This window comes from Bowmanella denitrificans (genome assembly GCF_002887595.1).
In the GTDB taxonomy this organism is placed as follows: Bacteria; Pseudomonadota; Gammaproteobacteria; order Enterobacterales; family Alteromonadaceae; genus Bowmanella; species Bowmanella denitrificans.
Genome location: NZ_PEBU01000005.1, coordinates 327,464 through 349,104 on the forward strand (window position 1 = coordinate 327,464; position 21,641 = coordinate 349,104).

Sequence of the window (21,641 nt, forward strand, 5' to 3'; positions counted from 1 at the left end):
CCAGGGCAAAAACAACCTGATAACAAAAGGACACTATTATGCTGAGCAAACCCCTTCCCCTGTTCTCGGCCGCAGCTCTGGCCGTCACCCTGGCACTGTCTGCCGGTCAGGTGGCCGCGGATCCCATGGCTAAATCCAACCAGTTCTGGTGGCCAGAAAAACTCGACCTGGCGCCGCTGCGCCAGCACGCAGCAAAGTCTGATCCCCTCGGTGATAATTTTGATTATGCCGCAGCTTTTAAGCAGTTGGATTTGCAAGCGCTGAAAGCGGAAATTCAAGCCTTAATGACTCAGTCTCAGGATTGGTGGCCGGCGGATTATGGTCACTATGGTCCGTTTTTTATCCGCATGGCCTGGCATAGCGCCGGCACCTACCGAGTCGCAGATGGACGTGGCGGCGCCGGTGGCGGCCAGCAGCGTTTCGAACCGTTAAATTCCTGGCCGGATAACGTCAGTCTGGACAAAGCCCGGCGCTTATTATGGCCAATTAAGCAAAAATACGGCCGCAGTATCTCCTGGGCCGACCTGATGGTGCTGACCGGCAACGTAGCGCTGGAGTCCATGGGCTTTAAAACCTTCGGTTTTGCCGGAGGCCGTGAAGACGACTGGGAAGCCGATATTGTTTACTGGGGTCCCGAGCAGAAATGGCTGGACGATAAACGCTACCATGGTGACCGTCAGTTAGAAAAACCCTTGGCAGCGGTGCAAATGGGCCTGATTTATGTCAATCCAGAAGGGCCTAATGGCAACCCCGACCCGCTGCTGGCCGCCAAAGACATTCGTGAAACCTTTGGCCGCATGGCCATGAATGATGAAGAAACCGTGGCCCTGATCGCCGGTGGTCATACCTTTGGTAAAGCTCATGGAGCGCATAAACCGGAGGAATGCCTTGAAGCAGAACCCGCCGCCGCAGGCCTGGAGGAGCAGGGCTTTGGCTGGAAAAATAAATGCGGTAAAGGCAATGCCGAGGATACCATCACCAGTGGTTTGGAAGGCGCCTGGTCCGCCAACCCCATTGCCTGGACCAGCCAGTATCTGGACAACCTGTTTGGCTTCGAGTGGGTTAAAAGCAAAAGCCCGGCCGGTGCCACTCAGTGGGTGCCTAAGGATGGTCAGGGACAAGGCTTGGTGCCCGATGCCCATGATCAATCCAAACGCCATGCACCTATTATGTTTACCACCGATCTGGCCCTTAAGTTTGACCCGGCGTACCGCAAAATTGCCGAACGTTTCCATAAAAACCCTGCCGAGTATCAACTGGCATTTTCCAAAGCCTGGTTCAAACTGACGCACCGGGATATGGGCCCCAAGGTCCGTTATCTGGGCAATGAAGTCCCGGCTGAAGCCCTGATCTGGCAGGATCCTTTGCCCACAGCGGACTATCCCATGATCGACGACGGTGATGTGGCCAGCCTCAAAGCCGAGATCCTGAAATCCAAACTGAGCACAGCGGACTTGGTTCGCACCGCCTGGGCTGCAGCAGCGTCATTCCGGGCCACTGATTTACGCGGCGGAGCCAACGGTGCCAGATTGCGCCTGGCCCCACAAAAAGACTGGGCGGTTAACGACCCTAAATCTCTGGCCAAAGTCCTTAAACGCCTGGAAGAGATACAAAAAGACTTTAATCGCAAACATAAGGGCGGCAAGCAGGTCTCTCTGGCCGATCTGATTGTGCTGGGCGGCGCAGCCGCTATTGAACAGGCGGCTAAACAAGGCGGACACAGCGTAACAGTGCCGTTTAAACCCGGTCGCGTGGATGCCAGCCAGGCACAAACCGATGCCGACTCCTTTGCGGTACTGGAGCCTAAAGCCGATGCCTTCAGAAATTACTACAGCGCAGACAATCGTCTACCGCCTACCGAAAGCCTGGTGGACAGAGCCAGTCTGCTCAATCTGAGCGTACCGGAAATGACTGTGCTGTTGGGGGGTATGCGGGTATTAGGGGCCAACAGTGGCAACAGTCAGCACGGCGTGCTGACCGACAGGCCCGGGGTCTTAAGTAACGACTTTTTTGTCAACCTGCTGGACATGTCCACCCAATGGGTTAAGTCAGCCAAAATGGAAGGCTTATATGAAGGCTCAGACCGCAAAACCGGCAAAGCCCGTTGGACCGCCACCCCGGTTGATTTGATTTTCGGCTCCCACTCCGAGTTAAGAGCAGTGGCCGAAGTCTATGCCAGCGACGATGCCAAGCAGAAGTTTGTGCAGGACTTTGTCGATGCCTGGAGTAAAGTGATGACGGCGGATCGTTTTGATCTAATGTAGTATTCAGCAGCAAGCGGCGCGATTGCGCCGCTTGTTATCTGTTGGAATGCCGATATACCAGGCGATGGTCAGGTCTCCGGCCCGGCCAGAGAGTCCAGAATCGCGCAGTCCGGGTGACTGTCACCGCAGCACTGACTGGCCAGCTTCTGAAGCACCCCATGGATCTGCTGTAACTCGGCGATTTTTTGGGCCACATCCTGTAGATGTTGTTCAGCAATCTGCTTCACTTCCCGGCTTTCTCTGCCAGGGTCACGCCACAGGTTCAGCAACGAGTGGATCTCTTCCAGCGAAAAGCCCAGTTGGCGGCCACGGCGGATAAAATGTAACTGGCGCAGTTGCTGGGCATTATACAAACGGTAACCGGATTCGGTACGCGGGGTTTTCTCCAATAATCCGGATTGTTCATAATGGCGGATCATTTTAGCCGACAGGCCACTGGCCTTCGCTGCCTCACCAATGGTCAGTAACTTAGTCATGCTTTTTTGCCCTCCAACGCTGTAACAACAGGGCGTTGCTGACCACCAACAGACTGCTGCTGGCCATCGCCGCACCGGCAATAATCGGATTAAGATACCCCAGCGCCGCAGCGGGTATACCAATCACATTGAAAATAAATGCCCAGAACAGATTCTGGCGGATCTTCTGATAGGTCTTACGCGCCAACACCAGTGCAGTTGCCACCAGGTTTGGCTCACCGCGCATTAAGGTCATGGCCGATGCGCTCACTGCCACTTCGGTGCCGGTGGCCATGGCCATGCCCAGATCGGCCTGAGCCAGCGCCGGTGCATCGTTGATACCGTCCCCCACCATGGCCACCTTAAAGCCCTGCTGCTGATAGCGTTTTACCCTGGCTGCTTTGTCCGCCGGCAATACTTCCGCTTCAACAGTATCCAGGCCTAGTTCAGCGGCCACCTGCTCGGCGCTGGCTTTACTGTCGCCGGTTAACATGGCTACTTTTATGCCCTGGCGCTGCAAACGCTGCACCGCACTTTTGCTGCTGGCTTTGATAGTGTCGGAAAAACACAACAGCCCCATCAGCTTAGCGCCACCATCGTTGAGCACCGCCAGCCAGGAAATGGATGCCCCTTTCACATTGACCTTGTCGGTGGGCAGGTCCAGTTTGTGCTCACGCATCCAGTGACTGCTACCCAGCAGCCAGGTCTGCCCTTGCATCTCGCCACTCACACCTTTACCTGCCACCACCTTAAAGTTGTCTACCGCCAGCGCGCTTATATCTTGCTGCTCGGCTTTTTGTACCACGGCTTTAGCCAGAGGATGCTCACTGTTTTGCTGCAGCGAATACGCCAGTTGCAGTAAATCTTGGGAACTGTCCTGCAAGGCCGTTAACTGACTGAGCTGCGGCTTACCTTCGGTGAGTGTGCCGGTTTTATCAAACACCACTAAATCAATGCCCTGAGCCTGTTCCAGGGCGCGCGCATCCTTAACCAGAATCCCCTGTTTGGCGGCCGTGCCGGTGCCGGCCATAATCGCCGCCGGGGTTGCCAAGCCAAGGGCACAAGGGCAAGCAATCACCAATACTGCCACGGCGTTTAATATTCCCACCGTCCAGTCGCCGGTTGCCAGGCCCCAGCCTGACAGCGCCACCAGCGCGACCAACAGCACCACCGGCACAAATACCGCGCTGATGCGATCCACCAAGGCTTGCACCGGCGCCTTGGCCCCCTGGGCCTGCTCAACCAAGCGGATAATCTTCGCCAGGGTCGACTCAGCGCCCACTTTGGTGGCCACCAGCTCCAGCACCCCATCCAGATTGACAGAGCCGCCAATGGCGTTATCGCCAACTTTTTTATGCAGCGGCAGGCTCTCGCCACTGATCATGGACTCATCTACCTGACTGTCACCGGACTGAATTTCGCCATCCACCGGAATGCGCTCACCGGGCAACACCTTGACCTTGTCACCGCTTTTCAGGCTGGCGGCAGGCACGGATTGCCAGCTACCGTCCCGCCATAATCGGGCTTCAATGGGCTGCAGATTTTCCAGCGCCTTCAGTGCGTCTGTAGTGCGCCGTTTGGCTCGGCGTTCCAGGTATTTACCCAGCAGTACCAGGGTTAATACCGCTGCACTGCTTTCAAAATACAGATTTGGCATGCCCTGGCCCTCGAACACCGCCCATAAATACAACGACAGACCATAGGCCGCCGAAGTACCAATGGCCACCAGCAGGTCCATATTGCCGCTACCGGCTTTTATGGCCCGCCAGCCCGCAGAATAAAAACGCGCACCGAAGTAAAATTGTACCGGTGTGGCCAGCAACCACTGCCACAAGGGCGGTAGCATCCAGTCGCTGCCAAACAACATGCCGACCATGGGCAGCACCAGTGGCAGGGTGAATAAGCTTGCCCCTGTCACTGGCCAGCTTTCGCGCTGGAAAAAACCTGGTTCACTGGTTGTTCTCTCGCTGGCGGATTTGTCCGCATCCAACAGTTGGTAACCAGCCTGCTCAACGGCGGCAAACAACAGCGAGACATCCAGTCCCGCCAGATGCTCGATGCTGACCTGCTCGCTGGCCAGATTAACCGAGGCCTGAATAACCCCGCTGACCGCGTTTAGCGCCTTTTCCACTGTACCGGCACAGGATGCACAGGTCATGCCCTCTACCCCAAACTGGCAGGTCTGGGTGGGCACCTTGTAGCCGGCCGAGTCGATGGCGGCAATTAACGATGCCGCATCAGCCTCGCCCTGCACGGTGGCGGTTTCAGCAGCCAGATTAACCTGCGCCTGGCTGACCCCTTGCACTTGCATCAGGGCTTTTTCAATACGCCCCACGCAGGACGCGCAGCCCATACCACTAATAGGTAACTGCATGCTATTTGCCATGTTAATCTCCAACACCAGCTTAGATAGCTCAAGGCTAAAGTTTAACCTTATGGGAAGGTCAAGGTTGTATTTTCATCTTCCTTAAAAACATCCCGCCGACTGTAAACAATTTGTCATGCTGCTGTCGCACCATAGCGCCTTGCCTTATTCAGGCCAGAGTTAGCTGGCCGCCACTGCAAGGCCTTTGATAATCGTGTTGAGTCGGCGATGGCAGCTTTGGCTGTACAGTCTGTGTCTGGTTACCCGAAGCGTTGTTGCGGCCCCGCCTGATGCGGCCGACTCCTCAGCCATTCGGGTGACTATCACCGCCGGTTCTGTTGAGCAAGCACTCAAACAAGTCTCCGAACTCTTCAATGCCAATATCCTCTACCCGGCCGGGCTGCTTTCGCAGCAGCACCCCCCCGCTATCAACGGGCAGTACAACTTTAGGCAGGTACTGGCGCTATTACTGAGCAAACAGCCGGTGCAGGTGCAATGGCTTAACACAAAAAGCGTGATCCTTACCGCCACAGCACAGGACAAACAACCGCGCTCTGACGTCAGCCCGCAGCAAAACGCTCAGGCCATGGATGAAATCATCGTCACCGGCACCCGGGTTGCTGCCCGTACCCGTTACGACTCCATGTCGGCCATCGATATTCTGACCACGCCAGATGGCACCGGCTCAGAAGACTTGCTCAATACCCTGGCCTTTTACCTGCCCAGCTTTACCGCCTTTCGCCTGCCACTGAATGACGGACGGATCTTTAACCGTTCCTTTGGCTTACGCGGGCTGAATTCAGACCACACCCTGATCCTGGTCAACGGTAAACGCCGCCACCGCTCGGCCTTTGTGGAAACCGAGGACGGCCACCCCATCGACCTGTCAAAAATCCCCAGCAACGCCATTAAACGAATTGAGGTTATGCGCGACGGTGCCTCCGCCCAGTACGGCTCTGATGCCCTGGCCGGAGTCATTAATGTGATCCTGGAAGACGGCGAGCAAAGCGCTGGCTTCGCTCAGTACGGCCAGTATTTTCAGGGGGATGGCGTCAACTGGCGCAGTGGTATGCGTTTAGGCTGGCAGGACGACGAGGATTTCTCGATGTTGAGCCTGTCCGGTTATCGTAATGCACCCACATCCAGAGGCACGCAGCCGCAAGATGCCAGAATATTTGCCCAGCAGCATCCCGAGCTGAAGGTGCCCAACCCGGTACAACGCTGGGGACTGCCAGAGCAGGAAGGACTGCAGCTGGCGTTTAATACTCAGCAGCACCTCAGTGAGCACATCAGTGCCTTTGCCTTTGGCACTCTGGCACATGCTTATGGCGTGTCAGATTTTAACTGGCGTAACCCGGATACCAATCTGGTCTATCAACCCAGCAGCCAGTATCCGGATTTCAACCTGTTGGATATTTATCCGGTCGGCTTTACCCCCAGATTTGGCCAGCGAGAGTCGGATGTGTCGCTGCATACTGGTATCAGCACCCTGGCTGAAGCGCGCCCGCTGGCCGAACTCAGCCTGGGCTTTGGGCAAAACCGCATCCGCTACTTTTTAACTAACAGCATCAATGCCTCCTTAGGCCCACACAGCCCCACGGCCTTTCATCCCGGCGACTTAACCCAGCAGGAAGTGACCCTGGACGCCAGCATCAACCAGCAAACCAACTGGTCGGCTAAACGGCTACCAATTAATCTGGCCACCGGCTTGCAATTGCGCCGCGAGCGTTACCGGGTGCAGGCCGGCGATCCCGCGTCCTATGCGGTGGGTCCTGCAGCCATCGAAGGCCTGCCCTCGGGCGCCAACGGCTTTCCCGGCTATTCACCACTGCAAGCGGGTAGCTTTACCCAGCAGGGGGTATCGGCCTATGCCGATATGGATATCACCTTAAGCGCGCCGCTACGCCTGAACCTTGCTGCCCGTTATGAAAGCTACTCGCTGTTTTCGTCCATGCTGCGCGGCAAACTGGCCCTGTGGTACCAGCTCGCTCCTGGCATTATACTGCGTAGCACCCTGTCTAATGGCTTTCGCGCGCCCACCGCTGGCCAGGTATTCAGTGAACGTACCTCGCAATCCCTGAACAGCAGCTTTGATGCCATCACCACCAGCGGCCGCTTTTCCCCCAATGCAGAGGTAGCGGCAGTATTATCCGAGCGCCCCGACGTGACTATTCGCCCGTTGCGGGCCGAAAAGTCGGTGAATATCAGTGCCGGTGTAGGCTTCAGCCTGCCCGGGGACTTTGATTTAACCCTGGATTTGTATCGTATTGATCTGAGCGACAGATTTGGCCTGTCTCCCACTTACAGTCTGACCAGCGACGAGCAGCAACGACTGGCAACATACAGCCAGTATCAGGTAGCCAATGTGCGCTTTTTCCAGAATATATTTAATACCCGCACCAGCGGCGTGGATCTGGTGCTGACCCACAGCAGTCTGCTCGGCAGCGGCCAGTTATTTATCTCGGCAGCCTATAACTACAACCGTACCCAAGTAACAGGCGGCGAGCTGAAGGATAATCTAATCCGCCGCACCCAACAGGAACAAGGCGTGCCCCAGCACCGCGCCAGCCTGTCGGCCAGCTATCTGAGCGGTCCCTGGGAATGGCGGGCCGGTTGGCGCTATATCGGTAGCTGGCAGGATCAGGCCATCAGCGATTCGGAGCAATTCCAGCAGTTTTCGCCCTTGCAGCTGTTTGATCTGTCGCTGACCTATGTCATCGACGCGGCGCTCAGCGTGAAATTCGGCATTGAAAACCTGTTTGACACTTACCCCGACGAAGCCAGCCTGCAATCCAACCGCGGGCTGCGTTATTCACGTAATTCGCCCTACGACACCGATGGGGGGCAGTGGTATCTGCGCACCAACTTTGCTTTTTAATCAACATGCTAGCGAGAGGAAAGGGCGCTGTTTATATGAAACTTTTATGAACATTGCCAATCTGCCAACAGATGCCTGACACCGCTGCGTCTTTACCCAGGAAGCCCTTGCATAAGGCAATGGGCGGCAACGCAATAAACTGTGCCACACACACTGGGAAACACCATGAAACACCTGAATAAAACCGCCACCTATGGCTGCCTTGTCTTGGCGTCCAGCTCCACCCTGGCCCTGTCTGCCCACGCGCAAGAGGTGGCTGGTGCAGCCCCCGCTAATCTGGAAAGCATTATTGTGACCGGCACCCGTCAGGCCAACCGCACCGTATTCGACTCCATGGCGCCGATTGATTTGATTGACGCCTCCGCCATCGACAGCACCACCTCAGAAGATTTGCTCGACAGCGTGGCGCAAATAGTGCCGTCTTTTAAGGTGCAGCGTTTACCTATGGCCGACGGTCAGGTGTTTGTGCGCCCGGCCTCCTTACGTGGCTTATCCGCCGACCATACGCTGGTGCTGGTCAATGGCAAACGTCTGCACCGCGCCGCACTGCTGGGCAGCAACGGCGCCCAGTCGGCTGACCTGGCGTCTATTCCCTCCTACGCCATTAAGCGTATCGAAGTGCTGCGCGACGGCGCTTCGGCCCAGTATGGCTCAGATGCCATTGCCGGGGTGATTAATATTATCCTGGATGACAAGGCCGGTTATCAGGCCTTCAGTCAGTTTTCCCAATATTTTGAAGGGGACGGTACCGCCTACCGCGCCGGGGTACAGGGCGGATGGGATCTGAATAACCGCGGCTACCTGGCCACCACCTTTGAATACTATGATGCCGAGCGCACTGCCCGTTCCCGTCAGCGCCCGGATGCCGAAGCCTATCAGGCCGCTCACCCGGAAGTAACCTTACGTAACCCGGTACAGGATTGGGGCCAGCCAGATCGCGATGCCCTGCGTTTTGCCCTGAATTCCCAATACAGCCTGACCGACAACACCGATGCCTACCTGTTTGGTACCTACAACCAAGGCAGCGGCATGAGCGACTTTAACTGGCGTAATCCTGAGTCTTCGGTATTCAACAAAAGCGAAACCTACCCGAATTTTGATTTGAAAGATCTGTATCCAGCTGGTTTCGCCCCACATTTTGGCCAGGATGATCGTGATTTGTCGATTTATGTGGGTGCAAAGGGCATTGTGGGCCAGTTAAGCTGGGATGCCTCCGTCAGCCAGGGCAACAATAAAATCGACTATCAGTTGTCCAATACCATCAACGCCTCATTAGGCTCTGACAGCCCCACAGCGTTTTATGCCGGTAGCCTGGAACAGGACGAGTTTACCGCCAACCTGGATGCCAGCTATCTGTTGCAAAACGATTGGTTTGCCGATGATCTGAATATTGCCTTCGGTGCCGAGTACCGCCAGGAAACCTACAAAGTATCCTCAGGTGACGAAGCCTCTTATCTGGTTGGCCCGGCCGCCAAGGAAGGCCTGCCATCCGGCTCCAACGGCTTCTTCGGTTTCAGCCCGGCCCAGTCGGGTGACTTTGATCAGGACAGCGTGGCCTTGTATGTGGATATGGAAACCATGCTAAGCAGCGCCTGGACAATTGGCCTGGCGGCCCGTTACGAAGACTTCTCCGAATTCGGCGATACCCAGAACGGTAAGATTTCCACCCGTTATGCCCTGTCGGACCATGCCGCCTTGCGTGCTACTTACTCCACCGGCTTTCGTGCCCCAACCCCAGGCCAGCTGTTTAGCGAACGGGTGTCTCAGGGCTTAGATACCAATACCCTGGAAGTCTTTACCCGTGGACGTTACAGCCCGCAGGGCGAGATTGCACAGATTATTAATGCGCGCAGCGACGCCAACATTGCCTCACTGACCCCTGAAGAGTCCAACAACCTGTCACTGGGCTTCACCTATCAGGATGCCAGCGGCCTGAACGCCAGCATCGACTTCTACCGTATCAGCATCTCGGACCGCTTCGGCACGTCCACCACCTTTAGCCTGACCACAGACGAGCGCGCCAAGCTTATCGCACTGGGAGTGACTGGGGCCGAAAGCATCACCAGTGTGAACTTCTTCCAGAATGACTACGACACCAAAACCACCGGTGTGGACCTGGTACTGAGCCGCAAGTTCGAACTGGGCGAAGGCAACCTGAATCTGGTGGCGGCTTACAACTACAACAAAACCGAAGTAACCGGCGGCGATATCAGCCGCAATGAAACCCAGCGCATTCTGTTGGAAGAACGGCTGCCCAAACAGGCCGGTAACCTCAGCGCCAGTTATAGCTGGGCAGACATCACCTTGAATGCCAAGCTGCGTTACTACGGTAGCTGGAAAGACAGCTCCGGCAATGCCGACGGCGATATTTTCCAGCAGTTCGGTGCCGAGACCTTCTTTGATATCGGTTTGAACTACGATATCACCCCCGCCATTGCCCTGAGCCTGAACGTGGAAAACCTGTTCGACAACTACCCAGAAGAGGCCACCTTTCAGGCCAACCGTGGCTTGATTTACTCGCGTAATGCGCCGTACGACTCAGACGGCGGCAACTATTCACTGCGTGTGGATATGAAGTTCTAACTCCAGGCATGGTCACAAAACTGTGACCTTATCTGGCTAGAGTACCCGCCTGTCCGGCCCAAGCGCCGGACAGGCTGATTAGCCCGGCCTTGACCGGGCATTATGTTGTAAGCAAGAGGTATCATCATGAGCAGCTTTACCCGGCGTCAGTTTCTTACCACCAGTCTGGCATCGGCCGCCGCCGGTTCACTTTTGGCCTCCCCGGCCGGCTGGTCAGCGCCACTGCCAAGCTCTGCACAATCGGCCCTGGCACAAGCCCAGGACGAAGCCTATTGGGCACAAGTTGCCAGCCAGTATGATGTGCGACCCGGGATTATCAATGTGGAAAACGGCAACTGGGGCATTATGGCAAGGCCGGTGATGCAGGCCTATTTCAAACATACCGAGCGGGTCAATCGTGATAACTCCTATTTCTCCCGCCGCCAGTACTGGCCGCTGTTAAAAGATATAGTCGCCAGCGTGGCCGACCGTCTGGCTGCCAAACCCGAGGAAATCGGCTTAACCCGCGGAGCCACCGAAGCCCTGCAAAATCTGATTGGCGGCTTCATCGGCTTAACAAAAGGTGATGCCCTGATGTACGCCGACCTGGATTATGGCGCCATGCAGGATGCCATGCGCACTAAGGCCGCCCAATGCGGCGCCGAGGTGATCGAGCTGGCCATACCCGAACCGGCTGACCATCAGGGGCTGATAGCCTTTTATCAGGCGGCTTTCGCCCGCCATCCTAATTGCAAACTGCTGCTGCTTACCCATATCAGCCACCGCACCGGGCTGGTGATGCCGGTAAAAGAAATCACTGCCGCCGCACGGGAGCGTGGTATCGCCGTGATTGTGGATGCCGCCCATTCCTGGGGGCAGATGGACTTTGGTGTAGCAGACCTTGGCGCCGATTTTATCGGCTTTAACCTGCATAAATGGATGGGCGCGCCGCTTGGGGTTGGCGTGATGTATATCCGCCAGGGCAAACTTGAGCAGATTGCTGCCAATATGTCGGCCGCACCGGGTCAGGAACACAGCATCTGGGGTAAATTTCACTCCGGCACCAGTAACTTTGCCGCCTTTCTTAGCGTACCCGATGCCTTTGCCTTTCATGACCAAATAGGCGCCAGGGCCAAAGCCGCACGGCTGCAATACTTACGTAATCTGTGGGTTGATGAGGTACGCCAGCTTGAGGGCATTGATATTCTCACCCCGCAAGACCCGCGTCTGCATGCCGGTATTACCTCGTTTCGCATTAAGGGCCACACCAGCAGCGCACAAAACCGCGCCATTGCCGAATATCTGCTGGCCGAGCACCAAGTGTTTTGCGTACATCGCGACGGACTTCAAAACGGTAGTTGCGTGCGCATTACCCCAAGCCTGTATAACAGCGCCGAAGATCTGAAACTTACCGCCAAGGCCATTGCCCATGCCGTCAGCCGATTTGCTGCTTAACCACGCAGCGCTGACCGGGCCCGGCGCAGCAGCTGGCACTAAGCGCAACCTTGAGCGCCTCTACCAAAGCCATGCCCCGGCGCTGCTGCGCTACGCCTGTAGCAAAGGCGCTTCCCAGCACGACGCCGAAGAGCTGGTGCAGGAGCTGTTTATTCGCTTGTCCCACTACGACAACCTGCCGCAACTGCATAATGAAATGGCCTTTTTACGCACTGTGGTAGTCAATCTGTTGCGCGACCGTCACCGGCGCAACCAGCATGCGCCCCAGTGGGTGGAATATGACGAATCAAACCATGAGCACCACTGCCTGGTGCCAGAGCCGGAGGCCCAGCTTAGCCAGCAACAGGCCGTGGCCCAGGCCGAGGCCGATCTTGCACAACTCCCCGCCCTGACCCGGCGGATATTTTTACTTAACCGAATCCAGAGCCTGTCCTATGAGGACATTGCCACCCAACTGAACATCGGCGTGATGGTGGTCAGACGGCATTTGCGCGACGCTCTGATGCATTTGACCCAGAGGCGTATGCAACGTGAACAGCAGTAACCAAGGCTATAGCCATCCAAACAGGGTTATCGACCCACAGATCCTGGCCGAGGCCTGTGACTGGCTGCTGGATATTGAAGCCAGCCCCGCCATACTGACCTCCGCCAAATTTGAAGCCTGGTTACGCGCCCATCCCGAGCATGTGCGCGCCTTTAATCATGCGGCCAATACCTGGCAACTGGGCGGTGTGCTAAACCTTGACGCAAACAGCCTGGACCAGCCAATCGTGCCGCCGTCGCCCCAGGTGATTTCAATAGCAGAACGTCGCCCGGCCAAAAGCCTGAGCAAAGTACTGACCGCCCTGGCCGCTACGGTGTGCCTGTTGGTGTTCAGCCTGTCGCTGCTGCCAACTACACCAGCATCAAACAATATACTGGCCTACCAAACCCAACAAGGCGAGATTCAACAGCTGCAGCTTAGCGATAGCAGTGCGCTCTATCTGGACAGCAGCAGCCGGGTACGGGTGCAGATGCAGGAACACCGCCGTGAAGTGGAGCTGATCCAGGGCCGGGTCTTCAGCCAGGTCGCCCATCAGCCCAGGGAGTTTGTGGTGATGCTAAATCAGAGTACCGAGTTTGTGGCTCTGGGCACCGCCTACTCAGTGGAAAAGCTGGCCAGCGCCTGGACGCTGGAGGTCTATCAGGGCGTGGTTGGGGTACGCGGCGGAGCGCTCAGCGGCACCGCGCCGGTGCATGCCGGTTGGGGCCTGAAATATCAGGACAATAAACTCAGCCGATATCGCCTGCCCCCCGGTTTACAGGCCGGTCAACCGGACTGGAGCAGTCATCGTATTCAGTTTGATGATACCCGGCTGGAGCAGGCCATCCGCCAGATCAACCGCTATAGCCTGCAGCCGCTGGTGTTACAGGATAAAGACCTGGCCGGGTTTGCCATTTCCGGGGTGTTTAACCTGCAGGATGTGGAGGACTTTGTACAAAGCGTGGAGGGGTTGACCCAAACCCGTAGCGTGAAAACCCCTGAGGGGATTTTATTGGGTTTGCCACGGGGGGCTGATGACTGAGTAAGCCTCTCGGGCCAACCAAAGCTGTTCGAGCTGGTCTCGGCGCAGATTTATTAGCTACTACAGGCAAAAGAATAGCGTCACCACGAAGGACACGAAGCGCACGAAGGCTCAAAAGAGACCAGCCACTCTTCGTGTTCTTCTGATCTTCGTGGTAAAGAAACAGGCACCTGCAAAAGGCTTGGATACGTGACTTCCTTGTCCTATATGACACTCCATCCATGGAGCGCCAGCGAGTCCAGCCCACGCTCCTTTCGGGCGATTTGTCCACCCTTGTTAGGCGATTTTTGGCACACGTTGAAACACCTTTACTTGCTGGTTCAGTATTTTAAGTTTATGAATTGATATTTGATACTGGCCATTTGAGGGTAATGCTTTACCGCTGAACTGCTGCCATACCATAGCGCCAGGGCCATTAAATACTTCTTCGAACGTACCGTCCGGTAATATTTTAATGATAATTGTATGCTCTGGTTCACCACGAAATGCTACTGACTTTGATTGAGTCGCCTTAATTTCAACCTTAACTCCCGAGCTTGTAACGGCATCGAAGCCCTTATTTGACGCAGGCATAAGTTCTAAACCATAAGCGTCGGCAACCAAACACTCGCCAATACTGCCAACCATATGGCCATCAGGAGTAAAATGCCTGCCAGGAAACATATCCTCTAGCTCATCCACTGTCGTGTAGAGCTGCTTTACAAGATTTTGGAATTTCTCGTGATCTATCATTGTCGCTTAATACCCTGCTTAGGGGCAAAAATACGAAGGCTAGAATCTGAACGGAGTAACGCCGCCCATGTGTAAGAGCCCCAGTTAGCGACTATAACTATTTTTATACATTCGGACCTTCACATTTTCTGCCAGTGAGCCGGGTAACGGCTTTTAAAAACAATATTTATATAATCTTCCAACTCAAGGCTGCCATTTTTGACCATGGGGAAAAAGTATATCGCTGCACAGAACGAACAAAATAAGTATATGCAAAGTAACAGTAACAGTGCGCCACAACCAAAAACAGAGTAAACGATTTGATCACTGTATTCCTTTAATGGAACGTCAAGATCGACGCCGAATACTGGTAACGCTCTCATAAACAAAAGATAAGCTACTAATCCACCTAGAATGCAACCGGCAGTACCAACTTTCGCTGATTTCTCATAGAAGTATGGCTTGAGATTGAGCTGGCTCTTTATCGATTTAATTAAAATGACCTATCCCTCCATAATGTATAACGAATCATATGGACTCCCTTTTCCCAAAGTTCTACCACGTCTAATTGGCAACCATTGAGAAGAACCAACCATGTCCGATGACAACTATGTCTATGGCATTGATTTAGCCAAACAGAGTTTTAGTATCCATGGCGACAGTTTACCTGACAAGGTTTGAATAACTGGCCTCCATATCTTATATGACGCCCTCCATTGCGCGCCGGTCCTATTTACACTGGGCGTCTGGCCAAAACCGCTGGCGATATCCTTAATTGGATGTCGTTAGCAGGGCTTTGAGTTGCTCTAGCGGCAGGGCTTTTACGCAGTTGGCTTTGCCTGTGTCACTGCGGGTACCGCAGGTGTCGGTGGCTTTTAGCATGGAGTTATAGATCGCTTCTTCGCTGGCCTCGATAACCGCCTGGAACAGGGGCGACATACTGCCGTTTGGCACAGACTCGGTGCTGGATACCTCACCGCGGCGCTCAGCGGTGCGACGTACCGACGCGGCGGTGGAGAAACTCAGCACATAATCCCCTGAGCCATTGGTAAAAGACGCCCCGGTGCGGGCTAGGCCTGCCACCGCTCTTTTAGCTAAACGGGTTAGATTGCGATCCGACAAAGGCGCATCGGTCGCCACAATCAACATAATGGAGCCGTCGGCCACCTCAGAGTCCAGCGCATCTTTCAGATAATACTGGCCAAGCGCCTCACCCACAGGCTGACCGGCAATCTGCAATACCCCGCCGTAGTTAGACTGCACCAACACCCCTACCGTATAGCCGCCCAGTTTGGCTGGCAGCACACGGGAACTGGTGCCAATACCGCCTTTCCAGCCAAAGGCTACCGTGCCGGTGCCAGCCCCCACCGCCCCTTCGGCCACCGGCCCGTCACTGGCATTTGAGATAGCTTTCAGACCATGTTCGGCCTTAAGGGCGCGCTTGCGAATATCATTTAAGCGGCTGTCGTTGGTTTCCCCCACCACCGCATTTACCGACACCACCTGTTCATTGCCAGGTTGCTTTAAGGTCCAGCCAATAATGGCCTCGGCGGCCAGTGGCACCGACAGGGTATTGGTGAGCAGAATCGGGGTTTCAATCTCCCCCAGCTCTTGTATTTGTGAAATGCCGGTGAGCTTGCCATAGCCATTGGCCACATACAGCCCGGCGGGCACTTTGTCCTGATACAGGTTGCCGCCATGGGGCAAAATCGCCGTGACGCCGGTACGCACATCCTGCCCGTCCACCAAAGTCACCTGCCCGACCAGCACCCCTTGCACATCGGTAATGGCATTATGCTGGCCGGTTTTAAGAATACCTGGTGCTATACCTAAGTCCCGGCTGCGGGGTTTGGCATCATCGGCCAGCGCCTGCGCCGCCACCAACAAACCGCCCACTAACAAGGCCAAAGCCGCTTTGTTCTGCATAAATGCTCCTTTAGTTGTGGATTTACGCTAATTGAGGGAATCATTTGTTGCAAGTCTAAAGGGGTGAAACAACGGAGTCGCCGTCCTAGCTTCTATGACACTCCATCCGTGGAGCGCCAGTCACTTTTACAACAAGCATCCTGCCTGTTGCCTTGCTGGCGAGCTAAAGCTGTTCAAATTGGTTCCAGACCAGACTTTTCCCAAATATATTCACCACGAAGGGCGCGAAGTGCTCGAAGGACAACACCGATTGACCACTCTTCGTGTTCTTCTGATCTTCGTGGTAGAGAAATAGTCACCTGTAAAAAGTTTGGGTATGTGACTTCCTTGTCCTATATGACACGCCGTCCGTGGCGCGCCAGTCACTTTTACAACAAGCATCCTGCCTGTTGCCTTGCAGGCCAGCTAAAGCTGTTCAATCTGGTTCCAGACCAGATTGTCTTTGATCGTGCAAATCAAAGTAACCAAAAGAAACACGCCCGCTGGATTCCCAACAACGTCAGCTCAGGCCACCACTAAAAGGCGGTCGTGAAAACGACGTTCCAGACGCGTCTTCTACTCAATTTTCTCCCAGCAAATTGCCCACCTTTTAGCAGCGCCCTGAACCGACCCGGAATTTTTAAGCGGGGGTCAAAGCGGCTCGGGCCGCTTAAGGGGGGCATAGGTTGACTTGGTATGAAGTGAATCCATCAAAGGGCAGACTGCTTTTATCAATCACAGATGCAAGGATTTCATAGACGATGCCGTATAACAGCAATGGTACGGAACACATCCGCCTTCCCCGGCACCATTTTGGAGCAAACTAAAAAGCGCTTGCTAGGCAAAGGGTTAGAAGCATGCTACAAAATAGCTATGTAAAAGTACGGAACTTATCCGTGTTTAAACACGGATAAGTTCCGTCTAATAACGTTAGCCCCTAAAAAGAATTCAGCCCCAAGGAAGATATATGAAGCTCAAGAATCTTAAAGTTCAGAATTTTCGAGCCTACCAGACAGAAACGGAAATATCCTTCGGCAATATGACAGGCCTCATTGGCAGAAATGATGTTGGAAAAACATCAATACTCGATGCGCTGGGAATATTTTTTGGCCATAAGCTATGCAAATATGAAGCTGGGGATAAATGTGTTTATGCCGGTGAAAATGATGATGTAATCATCACCTGTGAGTTTGAGGAACTGCCACAAGAAATAGTCCTAGATGCCACATCTGTAACAAGCTTAGATCGTGAGTTTTTGTTAACCGATGAGGGGACACTTTCGTTATCGAAAGTATTCAAAAAAGGAAAGGGAGTCGGAGCCTACGTAGCTAATTGTGTTCATCCGAGCGCCAGAAACGCTAAGGGAATTCTTTTAAAAAAGAATGATGAATTGAAATCTATTGCTCAGTCGCTTGGAATTGCAGCGGAAGACAATCGATCTAATGTAAGCTTGCGAGAAGCTATCTATGGTTCTGTTGGTGACCTAAAGCTTAAGGAACAATCTGTAGCTTTATCGAAAGAAGATGGAAAAGCTATTTTAGAACAAATTCAAAATCACTTGCCGCACTTCGCACTATTTAGAGCAGATAGACCTAGCACTGATGAAGAAGCCGAAGTTCAAGATCCAATGAAAGTTGCAATATCTCAAGCAATTGAAGATATATCCCCACAGCTAGAAGACATTAAAGATCAAGTTAAACAAAGAGCTCTTGCTGTCGCAAATAGTACTTTGTCGCATTTGGCCGATTTAGACCCTGAACTCGCTATGTCACTAACTCCAGACTTTAAGGCAGATCCAAAATGGGAAGGTATTTTTAAGTTGTCATTAGCTGGCGACGATGATATCCCCATAAATAAAAGAGGTAGCGGAGTAAGACGATTAGTACTGATTAGCTTTTTCAAAGCAGAGGCAGAACGCATTAAGCGAGAATATCAGGATCGAGGTGTAATCTACGCTATTGAAGAACCCGAAACATCTCAACATCCCGATAAGCAAAAGCTTCTCGTTGAAGCCTTTTCTGAAATGGCTGATAAAGATGGGTGCCAAATAGTTATTACCACTCATGTTCCAGCACTCGCTGAGCAATTACCTATCAAATGCATAAGGCATATTTTCAAGAACAAAGAAGGCGAGATTGAGGTCAACTTTAACCAAGAGGATGTATTTAAGCTTATAGCTAAAGACTTAGGTGTTCTTCCTGATAGCAGAGCGCAGGTGATAGTTTGCGTTGAAGGTCCAAATGACATAGCGTTCTTTAAAAATCTATCAGCACTTTTACTCGATGAAGGCCATATGGCCCCTGACTTTGAAAATGATCCAAGAATAGTATTACTTCCCTTGGGTGGAGACACTCTTAGAGATTGGGTCAATGGCCACTACCTTAAAAATATCGGGAAGCCAGAAGTACATATTTATGATCGGGATGATCAGAATCCACCCAAATATCAAGAAACTTGTGATGCAGTAAATGCTAGAGGCGATGGTTCCATAGCATTTATTACGACCAAGCGAGAAGCCGAAAACTATCTCCATCCAGATGCGATTCAAGAAGCCTTAAATATAAGTGTTACATACACAGATGACTGTGATGTGCCGTCACTCGTAGGCGCTGCGCTTGGAGTGAATGATAGAACCGCAAAAAGAAGACTAAATCGAGTTGCAGCCAAGAAAATGACTAAAGAAAGGCTTGATGAAAGAGACCAAAATGGTGAAATACTTGGCTGGTTTAATGAAATATTGCAGAGATGCAGCTAAGTCTAACAAGACGCTGCTGTCGGACAAGTTTTTCGCTGCGCTACAAACTTGCCGCAGAGCGCGGCGTTAAAGCTCTAGGAGAGAGTGGATGCGAGATTTAAAATACGTATTAAAGCAGAGCTATGAAAGCAGCAGAGCTTTGATTATAGGCATAAATAAATATCAGAATGTCTCTCCACTTGGATATGCCGTAAATGACGCAAAAGAAATAAGGGACATTCTCATTGGAGAGCTGGGCTTTGAAGCCGAAAATGTTACTTACCTTACTGATAGTGATGCAACCAAATCAAACATCCTAAAATCATTCCTTTCTTTCACATCAGAACGTGTGAAGGTCGATGACAGGTTACTCGTTTTTTTTGCTGGTCACGGACACACTAAAGCAGGGTTTCGAGGAGAAGTTGGTTATTTAGTCCCTTACGATGCAGATATGAATGATTACTCTTCATTCATACGCTGGGACGAGCTTACGAGAAATGCAGAGCTTATCAGAGCGAAGCATATATTATTTATTATGGATGCATGCTACGGCGGCTTGGCCGTTAATAGAGACATCCAAGCTGGAAGTAGTCGATTTCTAAAAGATATGTACCAAAGATTTTCTCGCCAAGTAATAACAGCGGGAAAAGCAAATGAAGTTGTTTCTGACTCAGGAGGCCCGATACCTGATCACTCTGTCTTCACAGGCCATCTAATTGAGGGCATTCGCGGCAAAGCTGCAAATGAACATGGTGTAATTACAGCTAGCGGTCTTATGGCCTATGTGTACACAAAAGTAGCCAACGATCTAAACTCTGAGCAAACTCCACATTATGGGCAGTTTGATGGAGATGGCGACTTTATAATTGTTGCGCCGAATATTGATGAGCTTTCAGGTGATGAGAAGAAGGATATAGATGAGCTTATATCAGTGCCTTATACGGAGGTGGCGAGGAGTATTGTAACGCTAGAAGAAAAAGTCGATTACGTTAAAGAGCTTTTATCTTCCCAAAAGTCGCACATCAAGCTCCATGATTTTGGAATTGAAGAAGTGCGCTTATTTCTCTCAAGAACTAGCGAAGATAATTTTGCAGTAAGTGGTAGCTATTCTGACGAAGAGTTCTTGGATCGAATATCTTCTTACGAGAAGTACACCAGAGACCTTGGCGCAATATTTGCCGTAATGGCATATTGGGCGACTGAGGCAGAATTTGAGGTGTTACGTAAAATTATATCAAGAGCTAGCGATAGGCTGATTGAATCGCAAGGGGGACTGACTATCTGGTTAAATCTCCGGTGGTACCCTTTGTTATTACTGCTTTATCAAGCTGGAATCGCGGCTGTAGAAAGTAAAAACTACCAAGCTCTATCGGCAATCCTTTACACGAAATTGGGCGAGTCAAACTATGGCAATAGTAATCCTTATTTTGCCCAAAAGCTATCTAGCGGAATTCTTGAGCTTACAAGAACTGATATATTTAAGCGGATTCCGGGGCATGAGCGACAATATACACCTATAAGCGAATATTTGTTTAAGCAAGTTCAGCCTGTAATAGATGACTTGTTTTTTTTGGGTAAGGGATATGAATCCAGCTTTGATGAGTTTGAAATATTGTACGCCTTAGTAGTAGCGGACCTCAGACTGCAAGATGGACACGGTATGTGGGGGCCGATAGGTAGGTTTGGATGGAAGTTTTCTAGCAGAGGAGAAAATTCTCCTTTTGTAATGCTTGCGACTGAAGCCGCTAATTTAAAAGAACATTGGCCACCGATAAAAGCAGGCATGTTTGGAGGCTCATACGAACGCTATGAAAAAGCTGCAAACGAATTCAAAGGTGTTCTTGGGCGCCTTAATTGGTGGTAGAGCTCTAACAAACGCGTCAATTAGGACGCTCGCAAGCGCGCGCCTATTATGCGGGCGCTGGAGGATCCCCTCATAATTCAGGTCTCCCCAACGAATGTACAAGTCGGGAATACTCCTGTAGTGCCCAGCACAATCGTTGTGCAGGAATGGGGTAGTTGGCGCGTTTCCTGACTTCTTTGCCGAGTCTGACCACCGATAACACCAGACGATGAGATACGGGAATCAAAGGGTCAGTGTTGTTGAAACATTCCCCCTAAGCGGCCCAAGCCGCTTTGACCCCGCTTAAAAATTCCCGGTCGGTTCAGGGTGCTGCTAAAAGGTGGGCAATTTGCTGGGAGCAAATTGAGTGGAAGACGCGTCTGGAACGTCGTTTTCACGACCGCCTTTTAGTAGTGGCCTGGACTGACGTTGTTTGGAATCCAGCGGGCGCGCTTTCTTTGCGTCTCGTTTCTTTACCGCGTAGTAAAGAAATGGGACTGGCGCGCCACGGACGGCGTGTCATAAAGAACATGGAGGTACTAAGTCAGGGCTGCAAAAGCGCCTGTTTGTTGTCCTAATCTACAATAAATAACCCCCGCCTTGCCACGACAGTCTTCACCATGGATACTGAAACTCAGTTTGGCTAAATCAATGCCATAGAAATAGTTGAAATCAGACATGGACAGTTCTCCTCAATGGTTGCCATATAAGTTTGGCAAAACTCCGGGAAAGGGGGAGTCCATATCATTCGTTAGTTGTTAGCCCCGTGATCCCCTACAAGAATGTGAGAGTTGGTTTTGTCAATATTTATACCTCCAAACATCAAGTGTAGTGGTCAACTATTTCCAGACACCAGTTTAGGTTGTTCTGCTTTCACTGGTGGCAGCCCCGCATTAAAACTGTG

13 protein-coding genes and 1 pseudogene are annotated in these 21,641 nt (G+C 52.5%); 8 read left to right on the forward strand and 6 right to left on the reverse strand.

Features of this window, described 5'->3' with window-relative positions; all coding sequences use genetic code 11:
* Positions 1 to 38: 38 nt before the first annotated feature.
* The gene (gene katG / locus CSR04_RS11935; protein ID WP_102796520.1) at positions 39 to 2,264 is read left to right on the forward strand and encodes a catalase/peroxidase HPI; all 2,226 of its coding nucleotides are present in this window, start codon (positions 39 to 41) and stop codon (positions 2,262 to 2,264) included.
* A 68-nt stretch (positions 2,265 to 2,332) separates the two neighbouring features.
* Here the strand turns inward: katG and cueR are convergent, their stop codons facing one another.
* On the reverse strand, positions 2,333 to 2,740 hold the full coding sequence (gene cueR / locus CSR04_RS11940) for a Cu(I)-responsive transcriptional regulator (RefSeq protein WP_102796521.1): 408 nt from the start codon (positions 2,738 to 2,740) through the stop codon (positions 2,333 to 2,335).
* Positions 2,733 to 5,105: a heavy metal translocating P-type ATPase gene (locus tag CSR04_RS11945; RefSeq protein WP_102796522.1), complete on the reverse strand. Its 2,373-nt coding sequence runs from the start codon at positions 5,103 to 5,105 to the stop codon at positions 2,733 to 2,735. Before CSR04_RS11945 ends, cueR begins: the two co-directional genes overlap by 8 nt.
* Before the next feature lie 193 nt (positions 5,106 to 5,298).
* Here CSR04_RS11945 and CSR04_RS11950 point away from each other — a divergent pair, with 193 nt between their 5' ends.
* The 5 genes from CSR04_RS11950 to CSR04_RS11970 all read left to right on the forward strand — a co-directional run bounded on the left by CSR04_RS11950 (position 5,299) and on the right by CSR04_RS11970 (position 13,544).
* Entirely contained in the window at positions 5,299 to 7,962 is a 2,664-nt protein-coding gene (locus CSR04_RS11950) for a TonB-dependent receptor plug domain-containing protein (protein WP_245921571.1), read from the forward strand.
* A 165-nt stretch (positions 7,963 to 8,127) separates the two neighbouring features.
* Entirely contained in the window at positions 8,128 to 10,545 is a 2,418-nt protein-coding gene (locus CSR04_RS11955; RefSeq protein WP_102796524.1) for a TonB-dependent receptor plug domain-containing protein, read from the forward strand.
* Positions 10,546 to 10,671: 126 nt separating this feature from the next.
* Entirely contained in the window at positions 10,672 to 11,979 is a 1,308-nt protein-coding gene (locus CSR04_RS11960) for an aminotransferase class V-fold PLP-dependent enzyme (RefSeq protein WP_102796525.1), read from the forward strand.
* On the forward strand, positions 11,954 to 12,523 hold the full coding sequence (locus CSR04_RS11965; protein WP_102796526.1) for an RNA polymerase sigma factor: 570 nt from the start codon (positions 11,954 to 11,956) through the stop codon (positions 12,521 to 12,523). The genes CSR04_RS11960 and CSR04_RS11965 overlap by 26 nt, the downstream gene beginning before the upstream one ends.
* Positions 12,510 to 13,544 carry a FecR family protein gene (locus CSR04_RS11970; protein WP_102796527.1) on the forward strand — a complete coding sequence of 345 codons (1,035 nt, stop codon included), beginning with the start codon at positions 12,510 to 12,512 and terminating at the stop codon, positions 13,542 to 13,544. The genes CSR04_RS11965 and CSR04_RS11970 overlap by 14 nt, the downstream gene beginning before the upstream one ends.
* 276 nt (positions 13,545 to 13,820) lie before the next feature.
* Here CSR04_RS11970 and CSR04_RS11975 read toward each other — a convergent pair whose 3' ends face one another.
* On the reverse strand, positions 13,821 to 14,276 hold the full coding sequence (locus tag CSR04_RS11975) for a DUF6998 domain-containing protein (RefSeq protein ID WP_102796528.1): 456 nt from the start codon (positions 14,274 to 14,276) through the stop codon (positions 13,821 to 13,823).
* A gap of 750 nt (positions 14,277 to 15,026) precedes the next feature.
* Positions 15,027 to 16,181 (reverse strand): P1 family peptidase, encoded by a 1,155-nt coding sequence (locus CSR04_RS11980; RefSeq protein WP_102796529.1) that lies wholly within the window; start codon positions 16,179 to 16,181, stop codon positions 15,027 to 15,029.
* Positions 16,182 to 17,127: 946 nt separating this feature from the next.
* Here CSR04_RS11980 and CSR04_RS11990 point away from each other — a divergent pair.
* Together CSR04_RS11990 and CSR04_RS11995 are read left to right on the forward strand one after the other, a co-directional pair.
* Positions 17,128 to 18,915, forward strand: coding sequence for an ATP-binding protein (locus CSR04_RS11990; RefSeq protein WP_102796531.1), 1,788 nt, complete (start codon positions 17,128 to 17,130; stop codon positions 18,913 to 18,915).
* 88 nt (positions 18,916 to 19,003) lie between these two features.
* The gene (locus tag CSR04_RS11995) at positions 19,004 to 20,758 is read left to right on the forward strand and encodes a caspase family protein (protein WP_102796532.1); all 1,755 of its coding nucleotides are present in this window, start codon (positions 19,004 to 19,006) and stop codon (positions 20,756 to 20,758) included.
* Positions 20,759 to 20,828: 70 nt separating this feature from the next.
* Here CSR04_RS11995 and CSR04_RS25235 read toward each other — a convergent pair.
* Both CSR04_RS25235 and CSR04_RS24945 read right to left on the reverse strand, forming a co-directional pair.
* Positions 20,829 to 20,975, reverse strand: a pseudogene (locus CSR04_RS25235) (IS4 family transposase); the annotation flags it as partial.
* A gap of 301 nt (positions 20,976 to 21,276) precedes the next feature.
* The gene (locus tag CSR04_RS24945; RefSeq protein WP_172449340.1) at positions 21,277 to 21,417 is read right to left on the reverse strand and encodes a hypothetical protein; all 141 of its coding nucleotides are present in this window, start codon (positions 21,415 to 21,417) and stop codon (positions 21,277 to 21,279) included.
* Between the last annotated feature and the right edge of the window lie 224 nt (positions 21,418 to 21,641).